Below are 22037 nucleotides of genomic sequence, written 5' to 3' on the forward strand. Positions count from 1 at the left end.
CGCCCTGTGCGGGAGCGTGCGGCGCACAGGGCAGGGCCCGGAGCCTTCGGCTCCGGGCCCTCTCCGCGTGCAGGCGGTCGGCCGGTCAGCCCGCTCCGAGGATGCCCCGGTCGTAGCCGACGGCGACGGCCGACGCCCGGTCGCTGGCGCCCAACTTGCCGTAGATATGCGTGAGATGGGTCTTCACCGTCGCCTCGCTGATGAACAGCAGTCGGGCGATCTCGCGGTTCGATGTGCCCTTGGCGACCAGCGCGAGCACCTCGCGTTCACGGCTGGAGAGCGCCTGCTCGACCGGGGTCTGCGGGCTACGGACGGCGGTGACCAGGCGGGACGCGACGGCGGGCGACAGGACGGTGCGGCCGGCGGCGGCCGAGCGGACCGCGGCGAACAGCTCCTCGCGCGGCGCGTCCTTGAGCAGATAGCCGGTGGCGCCCGCCTCGATCGCGGGCAGGGTGTCGGAGTCGGTGTCGTACGTGGTGAGCACCAGGACCTTGGCGCGGGCGCCGCCGCGGGTGAGTGCGCGGATCGCGTCCACTCCGCTGCCGCCCGGCATCCGCAGGTCCATCAGGACGACGTCGGGGTCGAGGCTGCCGGTGAGGGTCACGCCCTCGGGGCCGTCGCTCGCCTCGCCGAGCACGGTGAACCCGGGCTCCGACTCGAACATGCCGCGCAGTCCGTCGCGCACCACGGGGTGGTCGTCGACGATGAGCAGGGTGATCACGGCGCCGGTCGGCGATTCGCTGGGGGCGTCAGTCATGGGGCACCCACGGTACGCGAGCGGAGATCGCCGTACCGGCGCCGGGCTCGGACTCGATCTCCACGCTGCCGGCGACGCGTTCGGCCCGTGCGCGGATGCCGTCGAGGCCGAATCCGCCCGTGCCGGTGCGGGCGACCGGGGCGGCCGGGTCGAAGCCTCGTCCGTCGTCCCTGATGTCCAGGGCGACCTCGTCGTCCATGTAGGAGAGGGTGACGCCGGCCCGTGCGGCTCCGGCGTGCCGGCCGATGTTGGAGAGCGCCTCCTGGGCGATGCGCAGCAGCGTCGCCTCCACCTCCTCGTGCAGCGGCGCGGCGCGTCCGGTCGCGGTGAACTGGGCCTGTACGCCGGTGCGTTCGCCCCACCGAGCGACGGTCTTCTGCAGCGCGTCCGGCAGCGAGCCGGTGGCCAGCGCGACGGGCGAGAGGTTCTGCACCGAGCGGCGGGCCTCGCCGAGGCTGTGCCGGGCGAGGTCGGCCGCTCGGTCGACGTGTTCGCGGGCCAGGCGCCGGTCCTCGGTGGCGGCCACCACCTGGAGCTGGGCGATGATGCCGGTGAGCCCCTGGGCGAGGGTGTCGTGGATCTCGGCGGCGAGCCTGCGGCGTTCGTCGGCGACGCCGGCCTCCCGTGCCTGGACGAGGAGTTGGGCGTGCAGCCCGGCGTTCTCGGCGAGCGCGGCCTCCAGGCGGGCGTTGGTGCGCTCGAGTTCGGTGATGGTGGCGGCGCGTTCCTCGGCCTCCTCGATCTCCTTGGCACCGATGTGGCCGAAGAAGAGGGCGAGTCCGCAGTGCAGGGTGAGCAGTCCGCCGAAGGCGACCCAGCCCGTGACGTCCTCGGCCGGTTTCCCGCCCATATTGGACCAGGCCATGATCACGGCGGTGCCGAGCAGTCCGGCCCTGGTGCGCACCGAGCCGGGCAGCAGCCGCCCGGCGTCGAAGTATCCGATCACGGCGAAGACGCCGTAGAAGCCGTTCATGCTGGTGAGCGCCAGCGCCAGGGCGGCGCGCAGCCAGAAGTAGACCTGCCCGGCCACGGCACCGGGCTGTGCGAGCAGCGGCTGTGGCGCGCGGGTGCGGCGGTTCCACCAGAGCTGCAGGACGAGGGTGGCGCAGATCGTCGGTGTGAGCAGCAGCCAGCGCGACAGGGGGTGCAGGTCTCCGGTGGTGGCGACGGCCAGGAAGGTGCCGACGGCCAGGAGGCACAGCGGGCCCCAGCGGAAGAACCACGCCCAGCGTTCGGCGAGGGCGTGGGTGAGGTCGGAGTTCCGGAGCCCTTCGCCCCGTCCGGTGCTGTCTCCGGTGTTGTCGGGGACCCCGCCGTCCCGTGCTGTGTGCGTGCTGCCTTCGCCTGGTGCTGCGGACATGCGCTCCAGGATGCCCTGCGTGCGGAGGCCCGCCGTCTTCGCGGCGCAGCCGCTGGTTCCGTCCATGACCGGTCCTCGCTCGTCCTGCGCAGTCGTCACTCCCACCGGAACCAGCGGGCCGCCGCCGAGAGCAGCACGACCACCCACACGGCGGTGACGCCGAGGTGCAGCAGGCCGGGGAAGTCGCCGCCGGCCGCGTCGTTCAGGGCCTGTGACGCAGCGCCGAGCGGGGTGCACTCGACGATGCGGCGCAAGGTCTCCGGCAGGGTCTCGACCGGCGCCCACACCCCGGCGGTGAACATCATCGGGAAGAAGACCACGGTGCCGACGGCCTGCGCCATCTTGATGGTGCGGCAGAGCGCGGCGATCGTCGCGCCCACGGCGAGTGCGGCCAGGCAGGCGAGGAGTACGGCCAGGACGTACCCGACCGGCTGTGCAGGCAGGGAGACGCGGAAGGCGATCCGGCCGACGGCGAGCACGAGCAGCGCGGACAGCGCGATGGCGGCGGCGTGCAGTACGACCTGTGCGGCGATCAGCATGGATGGGCGAGCAGGGGTCGTCGAGAGCCGTCGCAGGATGCCGCGCTCGCGATAGGTGGTGAGCACGCCGGGCATCACCTGCACCCCGGCGGTGATCATGCCGAGGAGTACGGCGACGGGGACGTACAGGTCGATGACCCGGCGGCCGCCGAGGCCCTCGTCGGGCTCCCGGAAGGCGGGGATCAGGCCGAGGATCACCATGAGGACGGTCGGGAAGGCCAGGATCCAGAAGAGCGCGGCCGGCTCCCGGCGGAACAGCACGGCCTCCGAGCGCAGTACGGCCAGGAAGGCGGTGCGGCGGCGGCGCCGGTCACCCGGATCTGCGGCCGCGGCGGCGGGCGTGGTCGTCGTCGGGGCGGACATGGAGGTCTCCTGGGTGAGGTGGGATGGGGTCCGGGTCCGGGTGCGTGGTGGCTTACGACTCCGGCGGCTCGAGCTCGGGCGGTGGCGGTGGCGGTGGCGGTGGCTCGAGCTCGGGCGGTGGCTCTGGCTCAGGCGGTCGCCGCGGAGGCCGTTTCCCGGCCGTCCTCGTCCGCCGGCGTCCGCTCCTCGGTCAGGTCCAGGAACGCGTCGTCCAACGTGGCGTCCACGACGTGCAGTTGGCCCGCGGTGATACCGCGGCGGACGAGCAGGGTGATGACCGCGTTGACCGTCTCGTCGGTGCCGGTGATCTCGATGCGGCCGCGCTTGTCGCCCACCGAGCCGACGCCGGGCAACGCGGCAAGCTCCGCCGGGTCGAGCGGCGCGGACGGCACGAAGGACATCACGCTGGGGTTCGCGGCGCGGCCGATCAGCCCTTCGGGGGAGTCGAGGGCGGCGATCCGGCCCTTGTCGATCACCGCGATCCGGTCGCAGAGCCGCTGCGCCTCCTCCATGAAGTGCGTGACGAGCAGCACGGTGACGCCGCCGGCCCGCACCTCCTCGATCAGCTCCCAGGTGTCGCGCCGGGCGCGCGGGTCGAGACCGGTGGTGAGCTCGTCGAGCACCACGACCCGTGGGTTGCCGACGAGCGCGAGGGCGATGAAGAGCCGCTGCTTCTGGCCGCCGCTGAGCTTCGCGAAGCGGGCGCCGAGGCGGTCGGTGAGGCCGAGGCGTTCGGCGAGCGGGCGCCAGTCGGCGGGGGTGCGGTAGAAGGAGCTGTACAGCTCCAGGGCCTCCCGTACGGTGATCTTGGCCTGGAGTTCGCTCTCCTGCAGCTGGGAGCCGAGGAGTTCGGTGACCCGGTCGTGGTCGGCGACGGGGTCGAGCCCGGCGACGCGCACCCGGCCCGAGTCCGGGACGCGCAGGCCCTCGACGCACTCCACGGTGGTCGTCTTGCCGGCCCCGTTCGGACCGAGGATCCCGAAGATCTCCCCCTCGCCCACCTCGAACGACACCCCGTCCACGACGGTCCGTTCGCCGTAGGCCTTGGTCAGGCCGCTGACTTCGATGATGGGCGCGCTGGACGCTTGGCTCGGCATGCTCCGAATAGTGGCCGCCCGCCCGGCCCTCCGGCATCGCCCATCGCGCTCGACCGCGCATCAGCCGATCGGTTGATGCGAGGGTCGGCCCCCGGCCGGAAATCCAGTGGGGCGCTGTCAGTGGTGAATCGTAGGCTCGCTCCTGATGTCCACTGACACTGCGCACGCCGCCGATCCCGCGTCCGAGTCCGAAAGCCGTCCGCCCGGCGAAGCCGTGGGCCGGGGCTCGGCCGTGCGTACGCTGCTGCGGCTCTGGCCGTTCGTGCGGCCCGTGCGGGTGCGGCTGTTCACGGCGGCGTTCGTGGCGATCCTGGCCTCCAGTACGGGACTTGTCATCCCGCTGGTCCTGAAGTGGCTGGTGGACGGGCCGGTCGCCGACCGGGACCCGGGCGGGGTCTGGCTCGGGGCGTTTCTGCTGCTCCTGATCGGAGTGGCGGAGGCGCTGCTCTTCGGGTTCCGGCGGTGGCTGGTGGCGCGGCCGCTGGCCGGCGTCGAGGCCTCGATGCGCAGCCATCTGTACGGACATCTGCAGCGCCTGCCGGTGGCGTTCCACGACCGCTGGGCCTCGGGGCAGTTGCTGTCGCGGGCCACCACGGATCTGATGCTGCTGCGTCTCTTCCTCGCCTTCCCGCTGACGTTCCTCCTGGTCAATGGCGTGACGATCCTGATCGGCGTGATCATTCTGCTCGCCCAGGAGTGGACGCTGGGCCTGGTGATCCTGGCGCCGGCCGTGCCGATGATCGCGATCTGCTCGCTCTTCGAGCGGAAGTACTCGAGCGTGGCGCGGCGGGCGCAGGACCAGGTCGGCGATCTGACGACGGTCGTCGAGGAGAGCGTGCTCGGCATCCGGATCATCAAGGGCTTCGGCCGGCACCGCGCGCAGGCCCGCGACTTCCGCCGGCACGCGCACACGCTGCGCGGCACCGAACTGCACAAGGCCCGGCTGCTCGCGTCCATCTGGGCCGCCATCGTCGTCCTGCCCGAACTGGCCATCGGCGCGGCGCTCGTGCTCGGCACGGTGCAGGTGGCGGACGGCGACCTGTCCGCCGGGACGCTGGTGGCGTTCCTGTCCACCGCGCTGGCGCTGCGCTGGCCGGTGGAGTCGATCGGCTTTCTGCTCGCGATCAGCCAGGACGCGGCGAAGGCGACGGAGCGGTACTTCGAAGTCCTGGACGCAGAACCGGAGTCCGGCCGGCCGGACAACAGGGAGCCGGGGCCCGCCCCCGCCCCGGAGACGGCCGCGGCGCCCGAGGTCACCGCCCCACCGCGGGGCACCGGCAGATCGCCGGACGCCGGCCCGCGGGACGACGATCCGCAGCACGACCGCCCGTCACCGCACGGCACCACATCGCGGGACACCGCCCCGCGGGAAGGCAGGTCGTCGCAGGACGGCGAGCGGTCGCAGGGCGGCGAGCGGTCGCAGGGCGGCGACCCGAAGGACGGCCGATCATCGCAGGGCGGCGGCATGGCGCCCGCAGCCGGCTCGGGGCGTGACCGCGACCCGCGGGGCGGCAGCGCACTGCAAGGCGCCCGCACGACACCGGACAGCGGCCCGTCGCAGGGCGGCGACCCCGCACAGGACAGCAGCGCGTCACGCGACACCGACCCGCAGGGCAGCGACCGGCGCGGCGGTGGTCCGTTGTGCGGTGACGGGTTCGTCGGGGGGCTGCGGTTCGAGCGGGTCGTGTTTCGGTATCCGGACGCCCCCGCCGACAGCCCACCCGCCCTCGACGGCGTCGATCTGCACGTCGAGTCCGGCGAGACCATGGCGCTGGTCGGTGCCACCGGGTCGGGGAAGACCACGCTGACCGCGCTGGTGCCGCGGCTGCACGAGGTGACCCGTGGCCGGATCACGCTGGACGGCGAGGACATCACCGCGATGGACCGCGCGCGGCTGCGCGCACTGGTCGCGGTGGCGTTCGAGGAGCCGACCCTGTTCTCCGCCACGGTCGGGGAGAACGTCCTGATGGGCGCGGGCCCGGACGCGGACGCGGAGGATCTGGACCGCGCACTCTCCGTCGCCCAGGCCGACTTCGTGCACGACCTGCCGCAGGGCGCGGACACCCAGGTCGGCGAGCAGGGCCTGAGCCTGTCCGGCGGTCAGCGCCAGCGCCTCGCCCTGGCCCGCGCGGTGGTCGGACGGCCGCCGTTCCTGGTGCTCGACGATCCGCTGTCCGCGCTCGACGTGCACACCGAAGCCCTGGTGGAGGCGGCGCTGCGGCGCGTCCTCTCCGACACCACGGCCCTGGTCGTGGCGCACCGGCCGTCCACCGTGCTGCTCGCCGACCGTGTGGCGCTGCTCTCCGGCGGCCGTATCACCGCGGTCGGCACCCACCAGGAACTGCTGCGCACCAGCGCGGAGTACGCCTGGCTGATGTCCGGCGAGGGCGGCGACGCACCCGAGCAGGGCCCGACGACCACCGGCCAGGAGGCACGCACCCGATGACCACCCAGCTCTCCGGCTCCAGCGCCGCCTCCCCCGGCTCAGGTCCCGACGACCGGACCGAGCAGCGGCCGCCCACCGAGGAACATGTCGCCGCCCAACTCCCGCACGAGGACGCCGCATACGAGGACGCCCCGCACGACGACGCCCGCAGACGCGAATCCGACGACCCCTTCGACCAGGACGCACTTCCCACACCCCCGGGCGCGACCGGCGCCCTGCTGCGCTCGCTGCTCGCCCCGATGCGCGGCCGCGTCGCGTTCGCCGCCCTGCTGCTCCTGCTGCAGCAGGCCGCGGTCCAGGCGGGCCCGCTGCTCGTCGCGTACGCCATCGACCGCGCGGTGCCCGCACTCCGCGCCGGCGACCACGGCCCGCTGATCGCCGTCGGCGTCGCCTTCGCCGCGCTGTCGCTCGCGGCCGGCGTCCTGCAGTACGGCTTCATCCGCGCCGCCGCCCGCGTCAACCAGGACGTCCTGCTCGACCTGCGCGGCCGCATCTTCCGCCAGGCGCAGGCGCTCTCCGTGGACTTCCACGAGCGCTACACCTCGGGCCGGCTGATCTCCCGCGCCACCACGGACGTCGAGTCACTGCGGGAGCTGCTCTCCGAGGGGCTGCAGGAGCTGATCACGGTCCTCCTGTCGTTCGTGTACATCTCGGCGATGCTGCTCTGGCTCGACCTCGGGCTCGGCGCGGTCGCGGTGGCCTCGTTCGTACCGCTGTATCTGCTCGTACGCCTCTACCAGCGGCGCGCGGGGCGCGTCTTCCGGCGCAGGTCGACGGCGATCGCGGCGGTGATCGTGAAGTTCGCCGAGACGATGAACGGCATCCGTCCGGTCCAGGCCTTCCGCCGCGAGCGGGCAAACGCCGCGGAGTTCGAGGTCCTGAACCACCGCCACGAGCGCACCAACGGCGACGCCCTCCTCGAGATGGCCCGCTATGTGGTCGGCTCCCGCCTGGTGGCGAACACGGCGGTGGCCGGCATCGTCCTGTGGGGCGCGTACCGGGTGGCGGGCGGCACGCTCGCGCTCGGCGTGCTCGCGGCGGCCGTGCTGTATCTGCGGCGGCTGTACGACCCGATCGACCGGCTCGGCATGTTCCTGAACTCGTACCAGTCCGCGGCCGCATCGCTGGAGAAGATCGCCGGTCTGCTCGCCCAGACGCCGACCGTGCCGGAGCCCGAGGTCGCGCTGTCGCTGCCCGCGCTCGCGTCCGAACACCCGGGCCGTACGGTCGAGTTCGAGGACGTCTCGTTCGCGTACCGCACGGGCGGCGAGATCCTGCCGCGCTTCGGCCTGACGATCCCGGCCGGGCAGACGGTCGCCGTGGTGGGCTCCACCGGCGCCGGCAAGTCGACCCTCGCCAAGCTGCTCGCCCGCTTCTACGACCCCACGGGCGGCCGCGTCCTGCTCGACGGCACCGACCTGCGCGACCTGCCGGTGCCCGAACTGCGCCGCGGCGTGGTGATGGTGACCCAGGAGGCCTTCCTGTTCTCCGGCACGGTCGCCGACAACATCGCGATCGGTCGCCCGGAGGCGGACCGCGAGGAGATCGAGCGTGCGGCGAAGGCGATCGGCGCGCACGATTTCATCAGCGCCCTGCCGGACGGCTACGACACGGACGTCCGCAAGCGCGGCGGCCGGATCTCGGCCGGCCAACGGCAGTTGGTGGCCTTCGCGCGGGCGCTGCTCGCGGATCCCGCGGTACTGATCCTCGACGAGGCGACCAGTTCGCTCGACATCCCGGGCGAGCGGGCGGTGCAGCAGGCGATGCACACGGTGCTGCGCGGACGTACGGCGGTGGTGATCGCACACCGCCTGTCCACCGTCGAGATCGCCGACCGGGTCCTGGTGATGGCCGACGGCCGCGTCGTGGAGGACGGCTCCCCTGCCGAACTCATCGCCGCCACGGGCCACTTCGCCGACCTCCACCGGGCCTGGCGGGACAGCCTGGCGGGGTGAGCGGGGGTTGAGCCGTCGGCGAACCGCCGCGCGGCCGCCTGCCCGGCCGGACAGAGTGCTGGGATGGATGTGATCGAGACCCTGCCCTCGCTGCGCATGCTCCGGTTCCCAGTGGGGACGGCCTACCTGTGGCGGGACGGCGAAGACCTGACCCTGATCGACGCCGGTACGGCCGACGCCGCCGCGGAGATCGAGAGCGTGCTCGACGGCCGGCTGCAGCGGATCGTTCTGACGCACTGGCACGAGGACCACACCGGCTCGGCCGCCGAACTGGCCGCCCGGCACGGCGCGGAGGTGGTGGCGCACCGCCTCGAGGCTCCGGTGATCCGGGGCGAGGCGGCGGGAGCACCGCCGGTCCTCGAGGAGTTCGAGGTGCCGATCAAGGAGTCGCTGCCGCCCCTGCCGCCGGCTCCGCCGTGCCCGGTCGACCGGGAGGTGGAGGACGGCGATGTGCTGGCGTTCGGCGGCGGCGCGGTGGTGGTCGCGGTGCCCGGGCACACGGACGGGTCGATCGCGGTCCAACTGCCCGGACTCGGCGTCCTGTTCACCGGTGACGCGGTCGCCAACGTCGGCCGGACCATGCTCGGCGTCTTCAACACCGACCGCGCCCGGGCCGTCGCGTCGCTGCACCGCCTTGCGGGCCTGAAGGTCGACACCGCGGCCTTCGGCCACGGCGATCCGATCGTCGGCGATGCGTCGGCCGCCCTGCGCCGGGCGGCCGACGCGACGCGCTGACGGGTGCGCCGACTCGCACGGTCGCCGGCAGGTGTGCACCGGGGTGCCCCGGCCGCACGCGCAGCGCGCGACACCCGCGTCCCGGATCGCCGCAAGCCCCCGACCAGCATGTGAGATACAGCGCGATGTGATCTCCACCACGACATGATCGGGGAGTCGCGGGTGAAGGTGTCCCGTCGGTCCGTCCCGAGTGGTCTCGCGTCGCGTGGTCCCGCATCGATGTCAGGTGGAGGTACGGGCCACGGCACATCCCCTCGAGAGAGCAGATCCACCCGTGAGCAAGGACGCCGTCACGACGGCCGAGGCCGCATCCCGCACAACTGCCGCCCAGGCCCCCGCGGACGCCGGCGACTCCGGTTACAGCAAGGACCTCAAGGCGCGCCACATCAACATGATCGCCATCGGTGGTGCGATCGGTACGGGCCTCTTCCTGGGCGCCGGAGGGCGCCTCAACTCGGCGGGACCGGGCCTCGCGCTCGCCTATCTCGTCTGCGGCGTCTTCGCCTTCTTCGTCGTCCGCGCCCTCGGCGAACTGGTCGTCTACCGGCCCTCGTCCGGTTCCTTCGTGTCGTACGCGCGCGAGTTCCTCGGCGAGAAGGGCGCCTTCGTCGCCGGCTGGGCGTACTTCCTCAACTGGTCGACCACGGGCATCGCGGACATCACGGCGATCGCGCTCTACACGCACTACTGGAGCCTCTTCACCGACATCCCGCAGTGGGTGCTCGCGCTGATCGCGCTGGCGGTCGTGCTGGTCGTGAATCTGATCTCGGTGAAGATCTTCGGTGAGCTGGAGTTCTGGTTCTCGATCATCAAGGTCGCGGCGCTGGTCGCGTTCATGCTCATCGGCATCTTCCTGCTCGTCACGCAGCAGCCCGTCGGCGGCGAGACCCCCGGCCTGCATGTGATCACCGACAACGGCGGCTGGTTCCCCGCGGGTGTGCTCCCGGTGGTCATCGTGATGCAGGGTGTCGTCTTCGCGTACGCCTCGCTCGAGCTGGTCGGCGTCGCGGCCGGCGAGACCGCCGAACCGCAGAAGGTCGTCCCGCGCGCGGTGAACTCGATCATGTGGCGGGTCGGCCTCTTCTACGTGGGCTCGGTCGTGCTGCTCGCGCTGCTGCTGCCCGGCTCGATGTACTCGGGCGACGAGAGCCCGTTCGTCACCGTGCTCTCCAGGATCGGCGTACCGGCCGCGGGCGACGTGATGAACCTCGTGGTCCTCACCGCCGCGATGTCGTCCCTGAACTCCGGCCTGTACTCCACCGGTCGCATCCTGCGCTCGATGGCCATGGCCGGTTCGGCGCCGAAGTTCACGGCCAGGATGAACCGGTCCAAGGTGCCCTACGGCGGCATCGTGCTCACCTCCGCGGTGTGCGTCGCGGGCGTCGGCCTGAACTTCCTGATGCCGGAGAAGGCCTTCGAGATCGTCCTCAATGTGGCCTCGCTCGGCATCATCTCGACCTGGGTCACGATCATGGTGTGCCACCTGGCGTTCGCCCGCCGCAGCCGGCAAGGCCTGATCGAACGCCCGAAGTTCCGTCTCCCCGGCAGCCCGGTCACCGAGATCGTCACGATCGCCTTCCTGCTGACCGTGCTCGTCCTGATGTGGCAGGACCCGGAGATCGGCCGCCGCACCCTGTACCTGATCCCGGTGATCGCCGCGGCGATGGTCGTCGGCTGGTTCGCGGTACGCAAGAAGGTCGCACAGAACCAACTCGACAAGTCGTACGAGGAGTTGGGCATCGAGTGACGCCCGCCGCCCCGGCGGCCCCGCGGTGGCCCCACCCCGAGCACTCCTCGGGGCGGGGCCACCGCCACGTTCAGACCCGCGTATAGGTCGCCACGACCGTGCCGCCGCTCCCGACGACCTGGGTGTCGGTGCGGGTGAGGTGGGTCGGGGTGACCGGCCCGGCGAAGAGGTCGATGCCGGGCCCGCGCACGAACGGGTAGATCTTCACAACTAGGCGGTCGATCTCCGGCAGCTGTGCGGCGGCGAGTCGCCCGCGAGCCAGATGCCGCCGCCCTGCTCGGCCTTGAGCGCCCGCACCTCCTTCAGGCCCGGTTCGTAGGTGCCGCGGCCCATCACGACGGTGTCGAAGGGGCCCTCGGGGGTGCCGGTGACGCCGACCGCGGCGTGCACATGGGTGGGCAGGGACTCCAGCGCGACGTAGACAGTGTCTACGGCGAAGTGGTAGACACTGTCTATGGATGACGTGGAGGGTGTGGAGTACGGGGACCCCATGGGGCGCGAAGAGCGTGCAGTCTCCCTGCGGGAGAGGCTGGTCGAGGCCGGGGTGCAGCTGGTGATGACGGAGGGCACCGCCTCGCTCGGGCTGCGGGAGATCGCACGGCGCGCAGGGGTGTCGCACGGCGCTCCGCGCCGGTACTTCCCCACCCACCAGGCGCTGCTCTCCGCGATCGCCCGCCGCGGCTTCGCCGACCTCGCCTCCCGCCTCGCCCCCGCACTGTCCGCACCGGCCTCGGCACGCGCTCGACTCCGGGCGCTGGCAAGGGTGTACGTGGGCTACGCGCTGACGCACCGCCGGATGTTCGAGCTGATGTTCCGGCACGACCTGCTGAACAGCGAGCGGGCCCCGGAGGCACCCGAAGCGCCGCAGTCACCCGCCGCGCCGCAGCTGCGTGAGGTGACTCTGCCGCTGTTCGCGCAGCTCGTGGATCTGGTGGACAAGGACCATGCCGAGCGGCCGGCATCGGGCGCGGAGCAGCTGCCCGATGCCGCGGCGACGGCCGCCGCGCTCTGGGCCAATCTGCACGGCATCGCCCAGCTCTGGACCTGGGGCAGCCTGCAACTCGCGCTCGGGGAGGAGCAGTTGGACCAGCCGGCCGCGGATGCCTCCGCCCCCGATCTCCCCGCCGCGCTCGACCGCATGATCACGGCCGCCCTCGACGCCCACCTCGGCCGGGTCGCCCCGTGACCGCCGGCCTCCGGAGCACCACCGCACCCACCGCACCCGGCACCCGCCCCCGTGCGGCCCTGGCGGCCGGCGCCGCGGGCGCCGGCATCGTCGCGCTCGACGGCACCGTGCTGCTCGTCGCCCAGCCGAGCCTGGGGCATGAACTCGGTGCGACCGTCGGCCAGGTGCAGTGGACGAGCACCGGCTATCTGCTCGCCGTGGCGGCGCTCCTGGTCATCGCCGGACGCCTCGGCGACCGGTACGGGCATCCACGCCTGCTGGTGGTCGGCTCCCTCGGCTTCGCCGCCGCGTCCGCCGGCATCGCGCTCGCTCCCGGGATCGGCTGGGTGGTCGGACTGCGCGTGCTGCAGGGCGTGTTCGGCGCACTGCTGCAACCCGCGACCCTGGCGCTGCTGCAGCTCGCGTATCCCGCGGAGCGCCTGGCGGGAGCGATCGCCGTCCGTACCGGGGTGATCGGAGTCGCCGCCGGGGCGGGCCCGCTGCTCGGCGGCGTGCTGGTCGACCAGTTCGGCTGGCGCGCCGTCTTCGTGGTCAACATCCCGGTGGCGCTGGCGATCGCGGGCCTCACCCTGGCGGTCCGGGTGCCCGTACGGCCGCACGAGGCGCGCGCGGAGCGGCTCGACGTGGTCGGCGCGGCCCTGCTCACGACGGCGCTGGCCGCCGGCGTGCACGCCCTGGCGGGAGTGCCGGAGCACGCCTGGACGAGTGCGCGCACGGTGTGCGGCCTTGTCGCCGCCGGCGCTCTCGCCGCGCTCTTCGGTCGCCACGAGCGCCGCGCCGCGCAGCCGATCGTGCCCGCGGAGGTGGCGCGTTCGGTACCGGTGACCGCCTCGACGGCGATGCTGCTCGTGACCTCGGGCGGGATGTTCGGGGCACTGTTCGCGGCCACTTTCCACTTCCAGGGGGTGCTCGGGCTCGGCCCGTCGGAGACCGCGCTGCATGTGCTGCCGATGACCGTGCTCATGGTGCTCGGAGCGCCGGCGGCGGGCGCGGCGCTCGGGCGGTTCGGGGCGCGCCGGACGGCCCTGGCCGGTCAACTCCTCGTCGTCGTCGCGGTCCTGTCGCTGGCCCGGCTCGGTCCCGGCACCCCGTGGCCGGTCACCGGCGCCATGTTCGCTGCGCTCGGCGCGGGCTTCGCCACCGTGATGGTCACCGCCACCGGCACCGTGGTCGGCGACGCGCCGCCCGGATACGCCGGGGTGGTCGGCGGGCTCAAGCAGACCGCCATGAACATCGGCCCGGCGCTCGGCATCGCCATCGCGTCCGGCCTGATGCCGTCGGCCTCGGCGGGCGTCCACGCGCCGGACATGGCATCGGCCGCGGCGCCGGACGCCTCGACGGCGGGCCCCGCCTACCTGGTCCTCGCCGGTGTGACCGCCCTCGGCCTCGTCCCGGCCGCCCTGCTGCCCGTACGACCGGGAAGGGCGGACGGAGCGAACCGATCCGGCCGACCGGCACCACCGGCACGACCGGCACCACCGCACAACGATCCCGGGGCCGCCGCCCACCCGCACGATGCAGGCACATAACCTCCTGGCATGACCTCATCGCCCCGAGGCCGGTCGGGCCGTGGCCCGAATTCCGGTGCGCCGAACCCGTACCGTTTCAGCCCCGATTTCATCAAGCGCTGGGAGAGCCGGCTCACGAAGATCATCGTGATCGGGGTCGCGGCGGCCGCGGTCCTCGCGGGCATCGGCCTCGCGGTCGGCGGCACGCTCGACGGCGAGGTCCCCGAGGACGACGGGCGCTGGATGCTGGCCTGGATCCCGCTGATCGCGGCCGGTGTGGCGGGCGGACTCGCCGTGCTCGGGCCGCTGTTGGCCGGCTGTGTGCTGGGCGGTCTCGCGATCCACCGGCACGGCTGGATCCCGGGCGTCGTGCTCTTCGCCGGTATCCTGCTGACCTCGTACGGACTGGCGATGGACGACGCGTACACCAGGTGGGGAGTGACGGCCCTGGTCGTGGGCGTCCTGGGATTCTTCCTCGTGGGGACGCTGTCGAAGGTGCCGATGTGGATCGGCGGGAGGCGCCTCGACCCGGCGGCGGTCCGCCGCAAGGCAAAAGGACCGAAGACCTGAACCAGACTGCCGTCGGAGCCAGTTGGCGACCCGCGCCCGGACAGCAGATCTCCGCATAACGGACCCGCGACGTCGGTCAACGGACCATTTCCGGCCAACCTGCGTTCGCCCTCCTGACATGTACGCAGCCTTAGTGGCACTCTTCCCCCGCACGGAACACCCGTACGCCCCACCGCACAACCGTGCGCCCCGAAGCGCCACAACAACACCGGCGCACACCGCACCGAAGCACCACCACGGCACCACCACGCACCCGCACACCGCACCGACGCTTCCAGGCCCGGCCGCCGCACCGCGTGGCCGGACCCCCCACAACAGCCCAGGGAGTCTTGCGTGTCGCCCCACTTCTCGCGCCCCGTCGCGACCCTGTCCACCGCCGTCGCCGCCGCGGCCCTGCTCGCCGCCGGACTGAGCACCGGAGCCACCGCCCAGCCGTCCGCGGAGCCCACCCCCGGCTCGGCGCCGTCCGCCCTCTCCGCATCCCAGCGCGCCGAACTGCTGCGCGACGCCGACTCCGTGCGGGCGGAGACCGCCGAGGCGCTCGGCCTCGGCGCCAAGGAGAAGCTCGTCGTGCGCGACGTGGTCAAGGACCGCGACGGCACCACCCACACCCGCTACGAGCGCACCTACGACTCGCTGCCCGTCCTCGGTGGCGACCTGGTCGTGCACACCGCCAAGTCCGGTGCGTACAAGGGCGCGACGCGCGCCACGAGCAAGAAGATCGCAGTGAACACCACCGGCGCCGCCAAGGCCGCCCCGAAGGGCGCCCGCAAGGTCGTCTGGGCCGCCGACGGCACCCCGAAGCTCGCGTACGAGCAGGTCAGGAAGAGCACCGAGAAGGACGGCACGCCGAGCGAGCTGCACACCGTCACCGACGCCCGCACCGGCGACAAGCTCTACGAGTGGGACGCCGTGCACAGCGGTCAGGGCCACACCACGTACTCCGGCGACGTGGAGCTGAGCACCGCCGAGGAGGGCGGCTCCTTCACGCTCACCGACAACGACCGCGGCGGCCACCAGACGTTCAACCTGGAGAACGGCACGTCCGGCACGGGCACCCTGTTCTCCGCCGACGACGACGAGTGGGGCGACGGCACCGCGCAGGACCCCGAGACGGCCGGCGCGGACGCCCACTACGGCGCAGCCGTGACCTGGGACTACTACAAGAACGTGCACGGCCGCGAGGGCATCAAGGGCGACGGCGAGGCGGCGTACTCGCGCGTCCACTACGGCGACAACTACGTCAACGCCTTCTGGGACGACAGCTGCTTCTGCATGACGTACGGAGACGGCGCGGGCAACGCCAACCCGCTCACCTCGATCGACGTGGCCGCCCACGAGATGACCCACGGCGTCACCTCGCACACCGCGGGCCTGATCTACAGCGGCGAGTCCGGCGGTCTCAACGAGGCCACTTCGGACATCTTCGGCACCGCGGTCGAGTTCAACGCGGACAACCCGGAGGACGTCGGTGACTACTTCATCGGCGAGGAGATCGACATCAACGGCGACGGCACGCCGCTGCGGTACATGGACCAGCCGAGCAAGGACGGTGCGTCCAAGGACGACTGGTACGAGGGCATCGGCGGCATCGATGTGCACTACTCGTCCGGTGTCGCGAACCACTTCTTCTACCTGCTCTCCGAGGGCAGCGGGAAGAAGGAGATCAACGGGGTCGAGTACGACTCGCCGACCGCGGACGGTGAGCCCGTCACGGGGATCGGGCGGGACAAGGCCGAGCAGATCTGGTTCAAGGCGCTGACGACGTACATGACGTCGACGACGGACTACGCGGATGCGCGGCAGGCGACGCTGGATGCGGCGACGGATCTCTACGGGGCGGACTCCGAGGAGTTCCAGGCCACGGACCGGGCCTGGGCCGGGGTCAACGTGAAGTAAGTCCCTCTTCCCTTCGGGGCGGGCGCGGCCGATTCTTCGGTCTCGCCCGCCCCGTTTTTTGCCCCAGCCCCGCCCTTTCACCGTTTCTTCTCCTCAATCGCCGGAGGGGCTCCATTTGGAGCCCCTCCGGCGATTGAGGAGTTCCTGGGGAGGGGGTGGTTCGGGGACAACTCACCCGTTCGGCCCCGGTGGGCTCGCGCGGCGTCTTGTCTGCATCCTTACGCGCTAGTAGGTAACAAAGCGCCGGATTGCCCAGCGAAGGCACGGGGGAGCCTCCTCCGGTACACCACACCCGGCGGACTCCCCACCGAAGGTGACGTCGTGAACCCAACTGTCGGCCGCATCCCCGTCCTGGACGTCTCCCCCCTCGTCGACTGCGGGCGCCGCCCCGCGAAGTGCGTGACCGGCGAGACCGTCCCGATCCGCGCCACCGTCTTCCGCGAGGGCCACGACTCCGTGGCCGCCGGCGTCGTGCTGCACGGCCCGGACGGCCTGCCCCGGCCGCTCGTCCCGATGCGCGAACTGGCCCCCGGCACCGACCGCTGGGGCGCCGAGGTCACCCCCGACGCGGAGGGCGACTGGACGTACACCGTCGAGGCATGGAGCGACCCGCTGGCCACCTGGCAGCAGCACGCGGACATCAAGATCCCGGCCGGCATCGACACCGACCTGGTGCTGCAGGAGGGCGCCGAGCTGCACCACCGCGCCGCCACCGGTCTGCCGCCGGGCCCCGACCGCCGCGCCCTGCTCGCCTCCGCGGCCAGGCTGCGGGACAGCTCCATGGCGCCCGCCGCCCGCCTCGCGGCGGCCCGCACCCCGGCCACCGGGCAGGCGCTGGAGAACAGTCCGCTGCGTGAACTGCTCACCGCATCCCACCCGTTGCCCCTGCTGGTGGAGCGCCCACGGGCCCTGATCGGCTCCTGGTACGAGNCCACCGGGCAGGCGCTGGAGAACAGTCCGCTGCGTGAACTGCTCACCGCATCCCACCCGTTGCCCCTGCTGGTGGAGCGCCCACGGGCCCTGATCGGCTCCTGGTACGAGTTCTTCCCGCGCTCCGAGGGCGCCGTGGTCCGCGAGGGCGAGCCGCCGGTCTCCGGCACCTTCGCGACGGCCGCCGAGCGACTGCCCGCGATCGCCGGGATGGGCTTCGACGTGGTGTATCTGCCGCCGGTCCACCCCATCGGCACCACCTTCCGCAAGGGCCGCAACAACTCGCTCAGGCCCGGCGAGTACGACGTGGGCGTGCCCTGGGCGATCGGCTCACCGGAGGGCGGGCACGACGCCGTCCACCCGGATCTCGGCACGCTCGACGACTTCGACGCGTTCGTCCGTACCGCCACGGGGCTCGGCCTCGAGATCGCCCTGGACTTCGCGCTGCAGTGCTCCCCCGACCACCCGTGGGTGGACAAGCACCCCGAGTGGTTCCACCACCGGGCGGACGGCACCATCGCGTACGCGGAGAACCCGCCGAAGAAGTACCAGGACATCTACCCGATCGCCTTCGACCGCGACATGGACGGCCTGGTCGCCGAGGCGGCGCGGCTGCTGCGGTTCTGGATGGCGCACGGTGTGCGGATCTTCCGGGTGGACAATCCGCACACCAAGCCGGTGGTCTTCTGGGAGCGGGTGCTCGGCGACATCCGCCGCACCGACCCCGATGTGATCTTCCTGGCCGAGGCGTTCACCCGGCCGGCCATGATGCGGCTGCTCGCCGAGATCGGCTTCCAGCAGTCGTACACGTACTTCACCTGGCGCAACTCCAAGCAGGAACTGACCGATTACGCCACCGAGCTCGCCCACGAGTCCGCGCATGTGATGCGCCCGAACCTCTTTGTGAACACCCCGGACATCCTGCACGCCTACCTCCAGGAGGGCGGCCGCCCCGCCTTCGCCGCCCGGGCGCTCCTGGCCGCCACCCTCTCCCCCACCTGGGGTGTCTACAGCGGCTACGAGCTGTGCGAGAACACCCCGCTCAAGCCCGGCAGCGAGGAGTACCTGGACTCCGAGAAGTACGAACTGCGGCCCCGCGACTGGGCGGCGGCCGAGCACGAGGGCCGCTCGCTCGCGCCGCTGATCACCACCCTCAACCGGGTCAGACGGATCAGCCCCGCACTGCGCCGGCTGCGCAATCTGCACTTCCACCACGCGGACGACGACGCGGTGCTCGCGTACTCGAAGCGGCAGGGGGACAGTGTCGTCCTGGTGGTGGTGAACCTTGATCCACACCACACCCGGGAGACGACCGTCTCGTTGGACACCGCGGAACTCGGCATGGCACCCGACGAGCGGCTGACGGTGCACGACGAGCTCTCCGGCGAGACCTACCACTGGGGCAGGACCAACTACGTGCGGCTCGACCCGAGTCGTACCCCCGGCCACCTTCTGACCGTCCTGCGACCGTCCTCACCTACCGCGAGCCACGAGGGGTCACCCACATCATGATCGTCAACGAACCTGTGCCGGACACCTTCGAGGACACCCCGGCCAAGGACCGCGACCCCGACTGGTTCAAACGGGCCGTCTTCTACGAGGTCCTCGTCCGCTCCTTCCAGGACAGCAACGGCGACGGGGTCGGTGACCTCAGGGGCATCACCGCGAAGCTGGACTATCTGCAGTGGCTCGGCGTGGACTGCCTCTGGCTGCCGCCGTTCTTCGCATCACCGCTGCGCGACGGCGGGTACGACGTCTCGAACTACACGGCCGTGCTGCCGGAGTTCGGCGATCTGGCGGACTTCGTGGAGTTCGTGGACGCGGCGCACCAGCGCGGCATGCGGGTGATCATCGACTTCGTGGTGAACCACACCAGCGATCAGCACGACTGGTTCCAGGAGTCCCGGCGCGATCCGCACGGCCCGTACGGCGACTACTACGTCTGGGCGGACGACGACAAGCAGTACCAGGACGCCCGGATCATCTTCGTCGACACCGAGACCTCCAACTGGACCTTCGACCCGGTCCGCGGCCAGTACTACTGGCACCGCTTCTTCTCCCACCAGCCGGACCTCAACTACGAGAACCCGGCCGTGCAGGACGAGATCATCTCCGCGCTGCGGTTCTGGCTCGACCTCGGCATCGACGGCTTCCGCCTGGACGCGGTGCCGTACCTGTACGCCGAGGAGGGCACCAACTGCGAGAATCTGCCGCGCTCGCACGCCTTCCTCAAGCGCCTGCGCGCCGAGATCGACGCGCACTATCCGGACACGGTGCTGCTCGCGGAGGCGAATCAGTGGCCGGAGGACGTCGTCGACTACTTCGGCGACTACGCGGTGGGCGGCGACGAGTGCCATATGGCGTTCCACTTCCCGGTGATGCCGCGGATCTTCATGGCGGTACGGCGCGAATCCCGGCACCCGGTCTCGGAGATCCTGGCGAAGACCCCGCCCATCCCGTCCGGCTGCCAGTGGGGCATCTTCCTGCGCAACCACGACGAGCTGACCCTGGAGATGGTCACCGACGAGGAACGCGACTACATGTACGCGGAGTACGCCAAGGACCCGCGGATGCGGGCCAATATCGGCATCCGCCGAAGGCTCGCCCCGCTCCTGGACAACGACCGCAACCAGATCGAGCTGTTCACGGCCCTGCTCCTGTCGCTGCCCGGCTCACCGATCCTGTACTACGGCGACGAGATCGGCATGGGCGACAACATCTGGCTCGGCGACCGGGACGCGGTGCGCACCCCGATGCAGTGGACCCCGGACCGCAATGCGGGCTTCTCGTCCTGCGACCCGGGCCGGCTCACGCTGCCGACGATCATGGATCCGGTCTACGGCTACCAGGTGACCAATGTGGAGGCGGCGATGTCGACGCCGTCCTCGCTGCTCCACTGGACCCGCCGGATGATCGAGATCCGCAAGCAGAACGAGGCGTTCGGGCTCGGCAGTTACACCGAACTGCCCTCATCCAACCCGGCGGTGCTCGCCTTCCTGCGGGAGGCGCCGAAGCGCCGGCACGGCGAGGACGACGTGGTCCTGTGCGTGCACAACTTCTCGCGGTTCCCGCAGCCCACGGAGCTCGATCTGCGGGCGTACGACGGGCGGCATCCGGTGGAGCTGATCGGTGGGGTGCGCTTTCCGGCCATCGGTGAGCTGCCGTATCTGCTCACCCTCGCGGGGCACGGTTTCTACTGGTTCCGGCTGCGCCGGGACACGGCATAGCGGAAGGAGTGACGTCATGTCGGAAGCCACGACGAGGCCCGGCTGCGCGGCCGGGACGTCCGGCGAAGAACTCCTCACCTCCCTCGGGCCGCTGCTCGCCCGATGGCTGCCGCGGCAGCGGTGGTTCGCCGGGAAGGGCAGCCCGGTCACCGGCTTCGGTCTGGTGTCGGTGACCGAGATGCTGCCGCCCGGCGCCGCTCCGGGGCTGCTCCACCTGCTGGTACGGGCCCGCACCGCACCGCCCGACGCGGCGGCACCGTCGGACGGCGACTGCTACCAACTGCTGCTCGGCGTACGGCAGGTGCTGCCGCCGCGGCTCGCGCCCGCGCTGGTGGGTCGGCCGCCGACCGGGCCGCTCGCGGGGCTCGCCGTGTATGACGCGCTCGGCGATCCACGGCTCGCCCAGGTCCTCCTCGAGCGGCTGCGCACCCGCGGCTCGCTCGGCGATCTGCACTTCGAGCGGGACCCCGACACGGACATCCCTGCCGGGCTCGCGGCCCGTGCGCTCGGTGTCGAGCAGTCCAACTCCTCGCTCGTGTACGGAGAAAGGTTCATCCTCAAGGTGTTCCGGCGGGTGGTGCCGGGGGTACAGCCGGATGTGGAGCTGCCCCTTGCGCTCGCCGCGGCGGGCTGCACCCGGGTGCAGCGGCCGGTCGCCTGGTACGGCGGGGGCGGGTCCACGGAGGGCGAGCCGTATGTCCTCGGGGTGCTGCAGCCGTTTCTGGCGGGCGCGGCCGACGGCTGGGAGCTGGCGCTCGGCACGCTGGCCGCGGGCCGGGACTTCGCCGCGGAGGCCCGGGAACTCGGCAGGGCCACCGCCGAGGTGCATCTGTCGCTGGCCGAGGCGCTGCCCTCGGTGACGCTCGGCCGGGCGCAGACGGCAGCGGTCGCGGACGCGATGCTGGGCCGGCTCGCGGCGGCGGCCGCGGTGGTGCCGGCGCTGCGGCCGTACGCGGACGGTCTCGGTGCGGTCTTCCGCGAGCTGGCACAACTGCCGGGCGGGCTGGGGCCCGCCCAGCGGGTGCACGGCGATCTGCATCTGGGCCAGTGTCTGCGGGCGTCCGCCACGGGGCACTGGTCGCTGGTCGACTTCGAGGGCGAGCCGGCCCGTCCGCTGGCCGAGCGGCGGCGGGCGCATCCGCCGGTGCGGGATGTGGCGGGGATGCTGCGGTCGTTCGACTACGCGGCGCGGGCGCTCGGCCGCACGGCCTCCAGGTGGGAACGGGCCTGCCGGGAGGGCTTCTGCGACGGCTACGGCTCGGCCTCCGGCCGTGATCCGCGGGCTGATCCGGTGCTGCTTCGTGCGTACGAGACGGACAAGGCGATCTACGAGGTCCTGTACGAATCCCGCCACCGGCCGTCCTGGCTACCCGTCCCCCTTTCCGCGATCCATCGCCTGGCAGATACGGGGTCGAACCCTTGACACCCGTCGACCCTCAGCCTGTGGGGCAGCGCCGCAGCTCGTGGGGCAGTGCCCCAGCCCGTCCGGCATCTTCAGCCTGTCCGGCAGCACCTTCAGCCCGTCCGGCACCCGCAGCCCGTCCGGCGTTTGAGGACATCTTTCGGCCCGTCCAGGGCAAATCTCAGCCGGTCCGGCGCTTGAGGACACGGCCCGTCCAGGGCAAATCTCAATCGGTCCGGCGCTTGAGGACACGGCCCGTCCAGGGCAAAACTCAGCCCGTCCGGCGCTTGAGGACACGGCCCGTCCAGGGCAAAAC

Annotated in this window: 17 protein-coding genes and 1 pseudogene; 12 read left to right on the top strand and 6 right to left on the bottom strand. The window is 72.0% G+C overall.

Going from position 1 to position 22037, the window contains the following annotated elements:
• Positions 1-85 precede the first annotated feature (85 nt).
• The 4 genes from DY218_RS02905 to DY218_RS02925 all read right to left on the bottom strand — a co-directional run bounded on the left by DY218_RS02905 (position 86) and on the right by DY218_RS02925 (position 4116).
• Entirely contained in the window at positions 86-757 is a 672-nt protein-coding gene (locus DY218_RS02905; RefSeq protein WP_128554285.1) for a response regulator, read from the bottom strand.
• Positions 750-2183, bottom strand: a complete 1434-nt coding sequence (locus DY218_RS02910; RefSeq protein WP_233521327.1) for a sensor histidine kinase — start codon at positions 2181-2183, stop codon at positions 750-752. Before DY218_RS02910 ends, DY218_RS02905 begins: the two co-directional genes overlap by 8 nt.
• Positions 2184-2212: 29 nt before the next feature.
• Positions 2213-3019, bottom strand: a complete 807-nt coding sequence (locus tag DY218_RS02915) for an ABC transporter permease (protein WP_128554286.1) — start codon at positions 3017-3019, stop codon at positions 2213-2215.
• A gap of 128 nt (positions 3020-3147) precedes the next feature.
• Positions 3148-4116 carry an ABC transporter ATP-binding protein gene (locus DY218_RS02925; protein WP_128554287.1) on the bottom strand — a complete coding sequence of 323 codons (969 nt, stop codon included), beginning with the start codon at positions 4114-4116 and terminating at the stop codon, positions 3148-3150.
• Positions 4117-4261: 145 nt separating this feature from the next.
• Between DY218_RS02925 and DY218_RS02930 the strand changes: the two genes are divergently transcribed.
• The 4 genes from DY218_RS02930 (at position 4262) to DY218_RS02945 (ending at position 10999) form a co-directional block, all read left to right on the top strand.
• Complete coding sequence (locus DY218_RS02930) at positions 4262-6562, top strand: ABC transporter transmembrane domain-containing protein (protein ID WP_128554288.1); 2301 nt, start codon at positions 4262-4264, stop codon at positions 6560-6562.
• Positions 6559-8517, top strand: coding sequence for an ABC transporter ATP-binding protein (locus tag DY218_RS02935; RefSeq protein WP_128554289.1), 1959 nt, complete (start codon positions 6559-6561; stop codon positions 8515-8517). Before DY218_RS02930 ends, DY218_RS02935 begins: the two co-directional genes overlap by 4 nt.
• Before the next feature lie 63 nt (positions 8518-8580).
• On the top strand, positions 8581-9252 hold the full coding sequence (locus DY218_RS02940; protein ID WP_128554290.1) for an MBL fold metallo-hydrolase: 672 nt from the start codon (positions 8581-8583) through the stop codon (positions 9250-9252).
• 274 nt (positions 9253-9526) lie between these two features.
• Positions 9527-10999, top strand: a complete 1473-nt coding sequence (locus tag DY218_RS02945; protein WP_128554291.1) for an amino acid permease — start codon at positions 9527-9529, stop codon at positions 10997-10999.
• Between the two features lie 70 nt (positions 11000-11069).
• Here the strand turns inward: DY218_RS02945 and DY218_RS34110 are convergent, their stop codons facing one another.
• Both DY218_RS34110 and DY218_RS02950 read right to left on the bottom strand, forming a co-directional pair.
• Positions 11070-11207: a hypothetical protein gene (locus DY218_RS34110; RefSeq protein WP_158573960.1), complete on the bottom strand. Its 138-nt coding sequence runs from the start codon at positions 11205-11207 to the stop codon at positions 11070-11072.
• A gap of 2 nt (positions 11208-11209) precedes the next feature.
• Positions 11210-11491 carry a hypothetical protein gene (locus DY218_RS02950; RefSeq protein WP_128554292.1) on the bottom strand — a complete coding sequence of 94 codons (282 nt, stop codon included), beginning with the start codon at positions 11489-11491 and terminating at the stop codon, positions 11210-11212.
• Between DY218_RS02950 and DY218_RS02955 the strand changes: the two genes are divergently transcribed.
• The 8 genes and pseudogenes from DY218_RS02955 to DY218_RS02985 all read left to right on the top strand — a co-directional run bounded on the left by DY218_RS02955 (position 11490) and on the right by DY218_RS02985 (position 21742).
• Positions 11490-12185, top strand: coding sequence for a TetR/AcrR family transcriptional regulator (locus DY218_RS02955; protein ID WP_128554293.1), 696 nt, complete (start codon positions 11490-11492; stop codon positions 12183-12185). The two genes, DY218_RS02950 and DY218_RS02955, sit on opposite strands and share 2 nt — an antisense overlap.
• Entirely contained in the window at positions 12182-13714 is a 1533-nt protein-coding gene (locus DY218_RS02960) for an MFS transporter (RefSeq protein ID WP_128554294.1), read from the top strand. Before DY218_RS02955 ends, DY218_RS02960 begins: the two co-directional genes overlap by 4 nt.
• A 9-nt stretch (positions 13715-13723) precedes the next feature.
• Positions 13724-14263, top strand: a complete 540-nt coding sequence (locus DY218_RS02965) for a hypothetical protein (protein WP_128554295.1) — start codon at positions 13724-13726, stop codon at positions 14261-14263.
• 333 nt (positions 14264-14596) lie between these two features.
• Entirely contained in the window at positions 14597-16162 is a 1566-nt protein-coding gene (locus DY218_RS02970) for a M4 family metallopeptidase (RefSeq protein WP_128554296.1), read from the top strand.
• A 321-nt stretch (positions 16163-16483) separates the two neighbouring features.
• On the top strand, positions 16484-17092 hold a 609-nt coding region (locus tag DY218_RS34770), incomplete at its 3' end, for a maltotransferase domain-containing protein (RefSeq protein WP_233521328.1).
• Between the two features lies 1 nt (position 17093).
• Positions 17094-18604: pseudogene (locus DY218_RS02975) on the top strand (alpha-1,4-glucan--maltose-1-phosphate maltosyltransferase); the annotation flags it as partial.
• Positions 18601-20319, top strand: coding sequence for a maltose alpha-D-glucosyltransferase (treS, locus tag DY218_RS02980; protein ID WP_128554298.1), 1719 nt, complete (start codon positions 18601-18603; stop codon positions 20317-20319). The pseudogene DY218_RS02975 and the gene treS, both read left to right, overlap by 4 nt.
• A gap of 16 nt (positions 20320-20335) precedes the next feature.
• Positions 20336-21742 carry a maltokinase N-terminal cap-like domain-containing protein gene (locus tag DY218_RS02985; protein WP_128554299.1) on the top strand — a complete coding sequence of 469 codons (1407 nt, stop codon included), beginning with the start codon at positions 20336-20338 and terminating at the stop codon, positions 21740-21742.
• Positions 21743-22037: the final 295 nt, after the last annotated feature.

Origin of the sequence: Streptomyces triticagri (assembly GCF_003429565.1) — a bacterium.
GTDB classification, from domain to species: domain Bacteria; phylum Actinomycetota; class Actinomycetes; order Streptomycetales; family Streptomycetaceae; genus Streptomyces; species Streptomyces triticagri.

Coding starts and splice junctions, on each gene's coding strand:
- DY218_RS02950 (WP_128554292.1), bottom strand. CDS start 11,491: ATGGGGTCCCCGTACTCCACACCCTCCACGTCATCCATAGACAGTGTC.
- DY218_RS02910 (WP_233521327.1), bottom strand. CDS start 2,183: ATGGACGGAACCAGCGGCTGCGCCGCGAAGACGGCGGGCCTCCGCACG.
- DY218_RS02940 (WP_128554290.1), top strand. CDS start 8,581: ATGGATGTGATCGAGACCCTGCCCTCGCTGCGCATGCTCCGGTTCCCA.
- DY218_RS02905 (WP_128554285.1), bottom strand. CDS start 757: ATGACTGACGCCCCCAGCGAATCGCCGACCGGCGCCGTGATCACCCTG.
- DY218_RS02915 (WP_128554286.1), bottom strand. CDS start 3,019: ATGTCCGCCCCGACGACGACCACGCCCGCCGCCGCGGCCGCAGATCCG.
- DY218_RS02965 (WP_128554295.1), top strand. CDS start 13,724: ATGACCTCATCGCCCCGAGGCCGGTCGGGCCGTGGCCCGAATTCCGGT.
- DY218_RS02935 (WP_128554289.1), top strand. CDS start 6,559: ATGACCACCCAGCTCTCCGGCTCCAGCGCCGCCTCCCCCGGCTCAGGT.
- DY218_RS02985 (WP_128554299.1), top strand. CDS start 20,336: ATGTCGGAAGCCACGACGAGGCCCGGCTGCGCGGCCGGGACGTCCGGC.
- DY218_RS02930 (WP_128554288.1), top strand. CDS start 4,262: ATGTCCACTGACACTGCGCACGCCGCCGATCCCGCGTCCGAGTCCGAA.
- treS (WP_128554298.1), top strand. CDS start 18,601: ATGATCGTCAACGAACCTGTGCCGGACACCTTCGAGGACACCCCGGCC.
- DY218_RS02925 (WP_128554287.1), bottom strand. CDS start 4,116: ATGCCGAGCCAAGCGTCCAGCGCGCCCATCATCGAAGTCAGCGGCCTG.
- DY218_RS02955 (WP_128554293.1), top strand. CDS start 11,490: ATGGGGCGCGAAGAGCGTGCAGTCTCCCTGCGGGAGAGGCTGGTCGAG.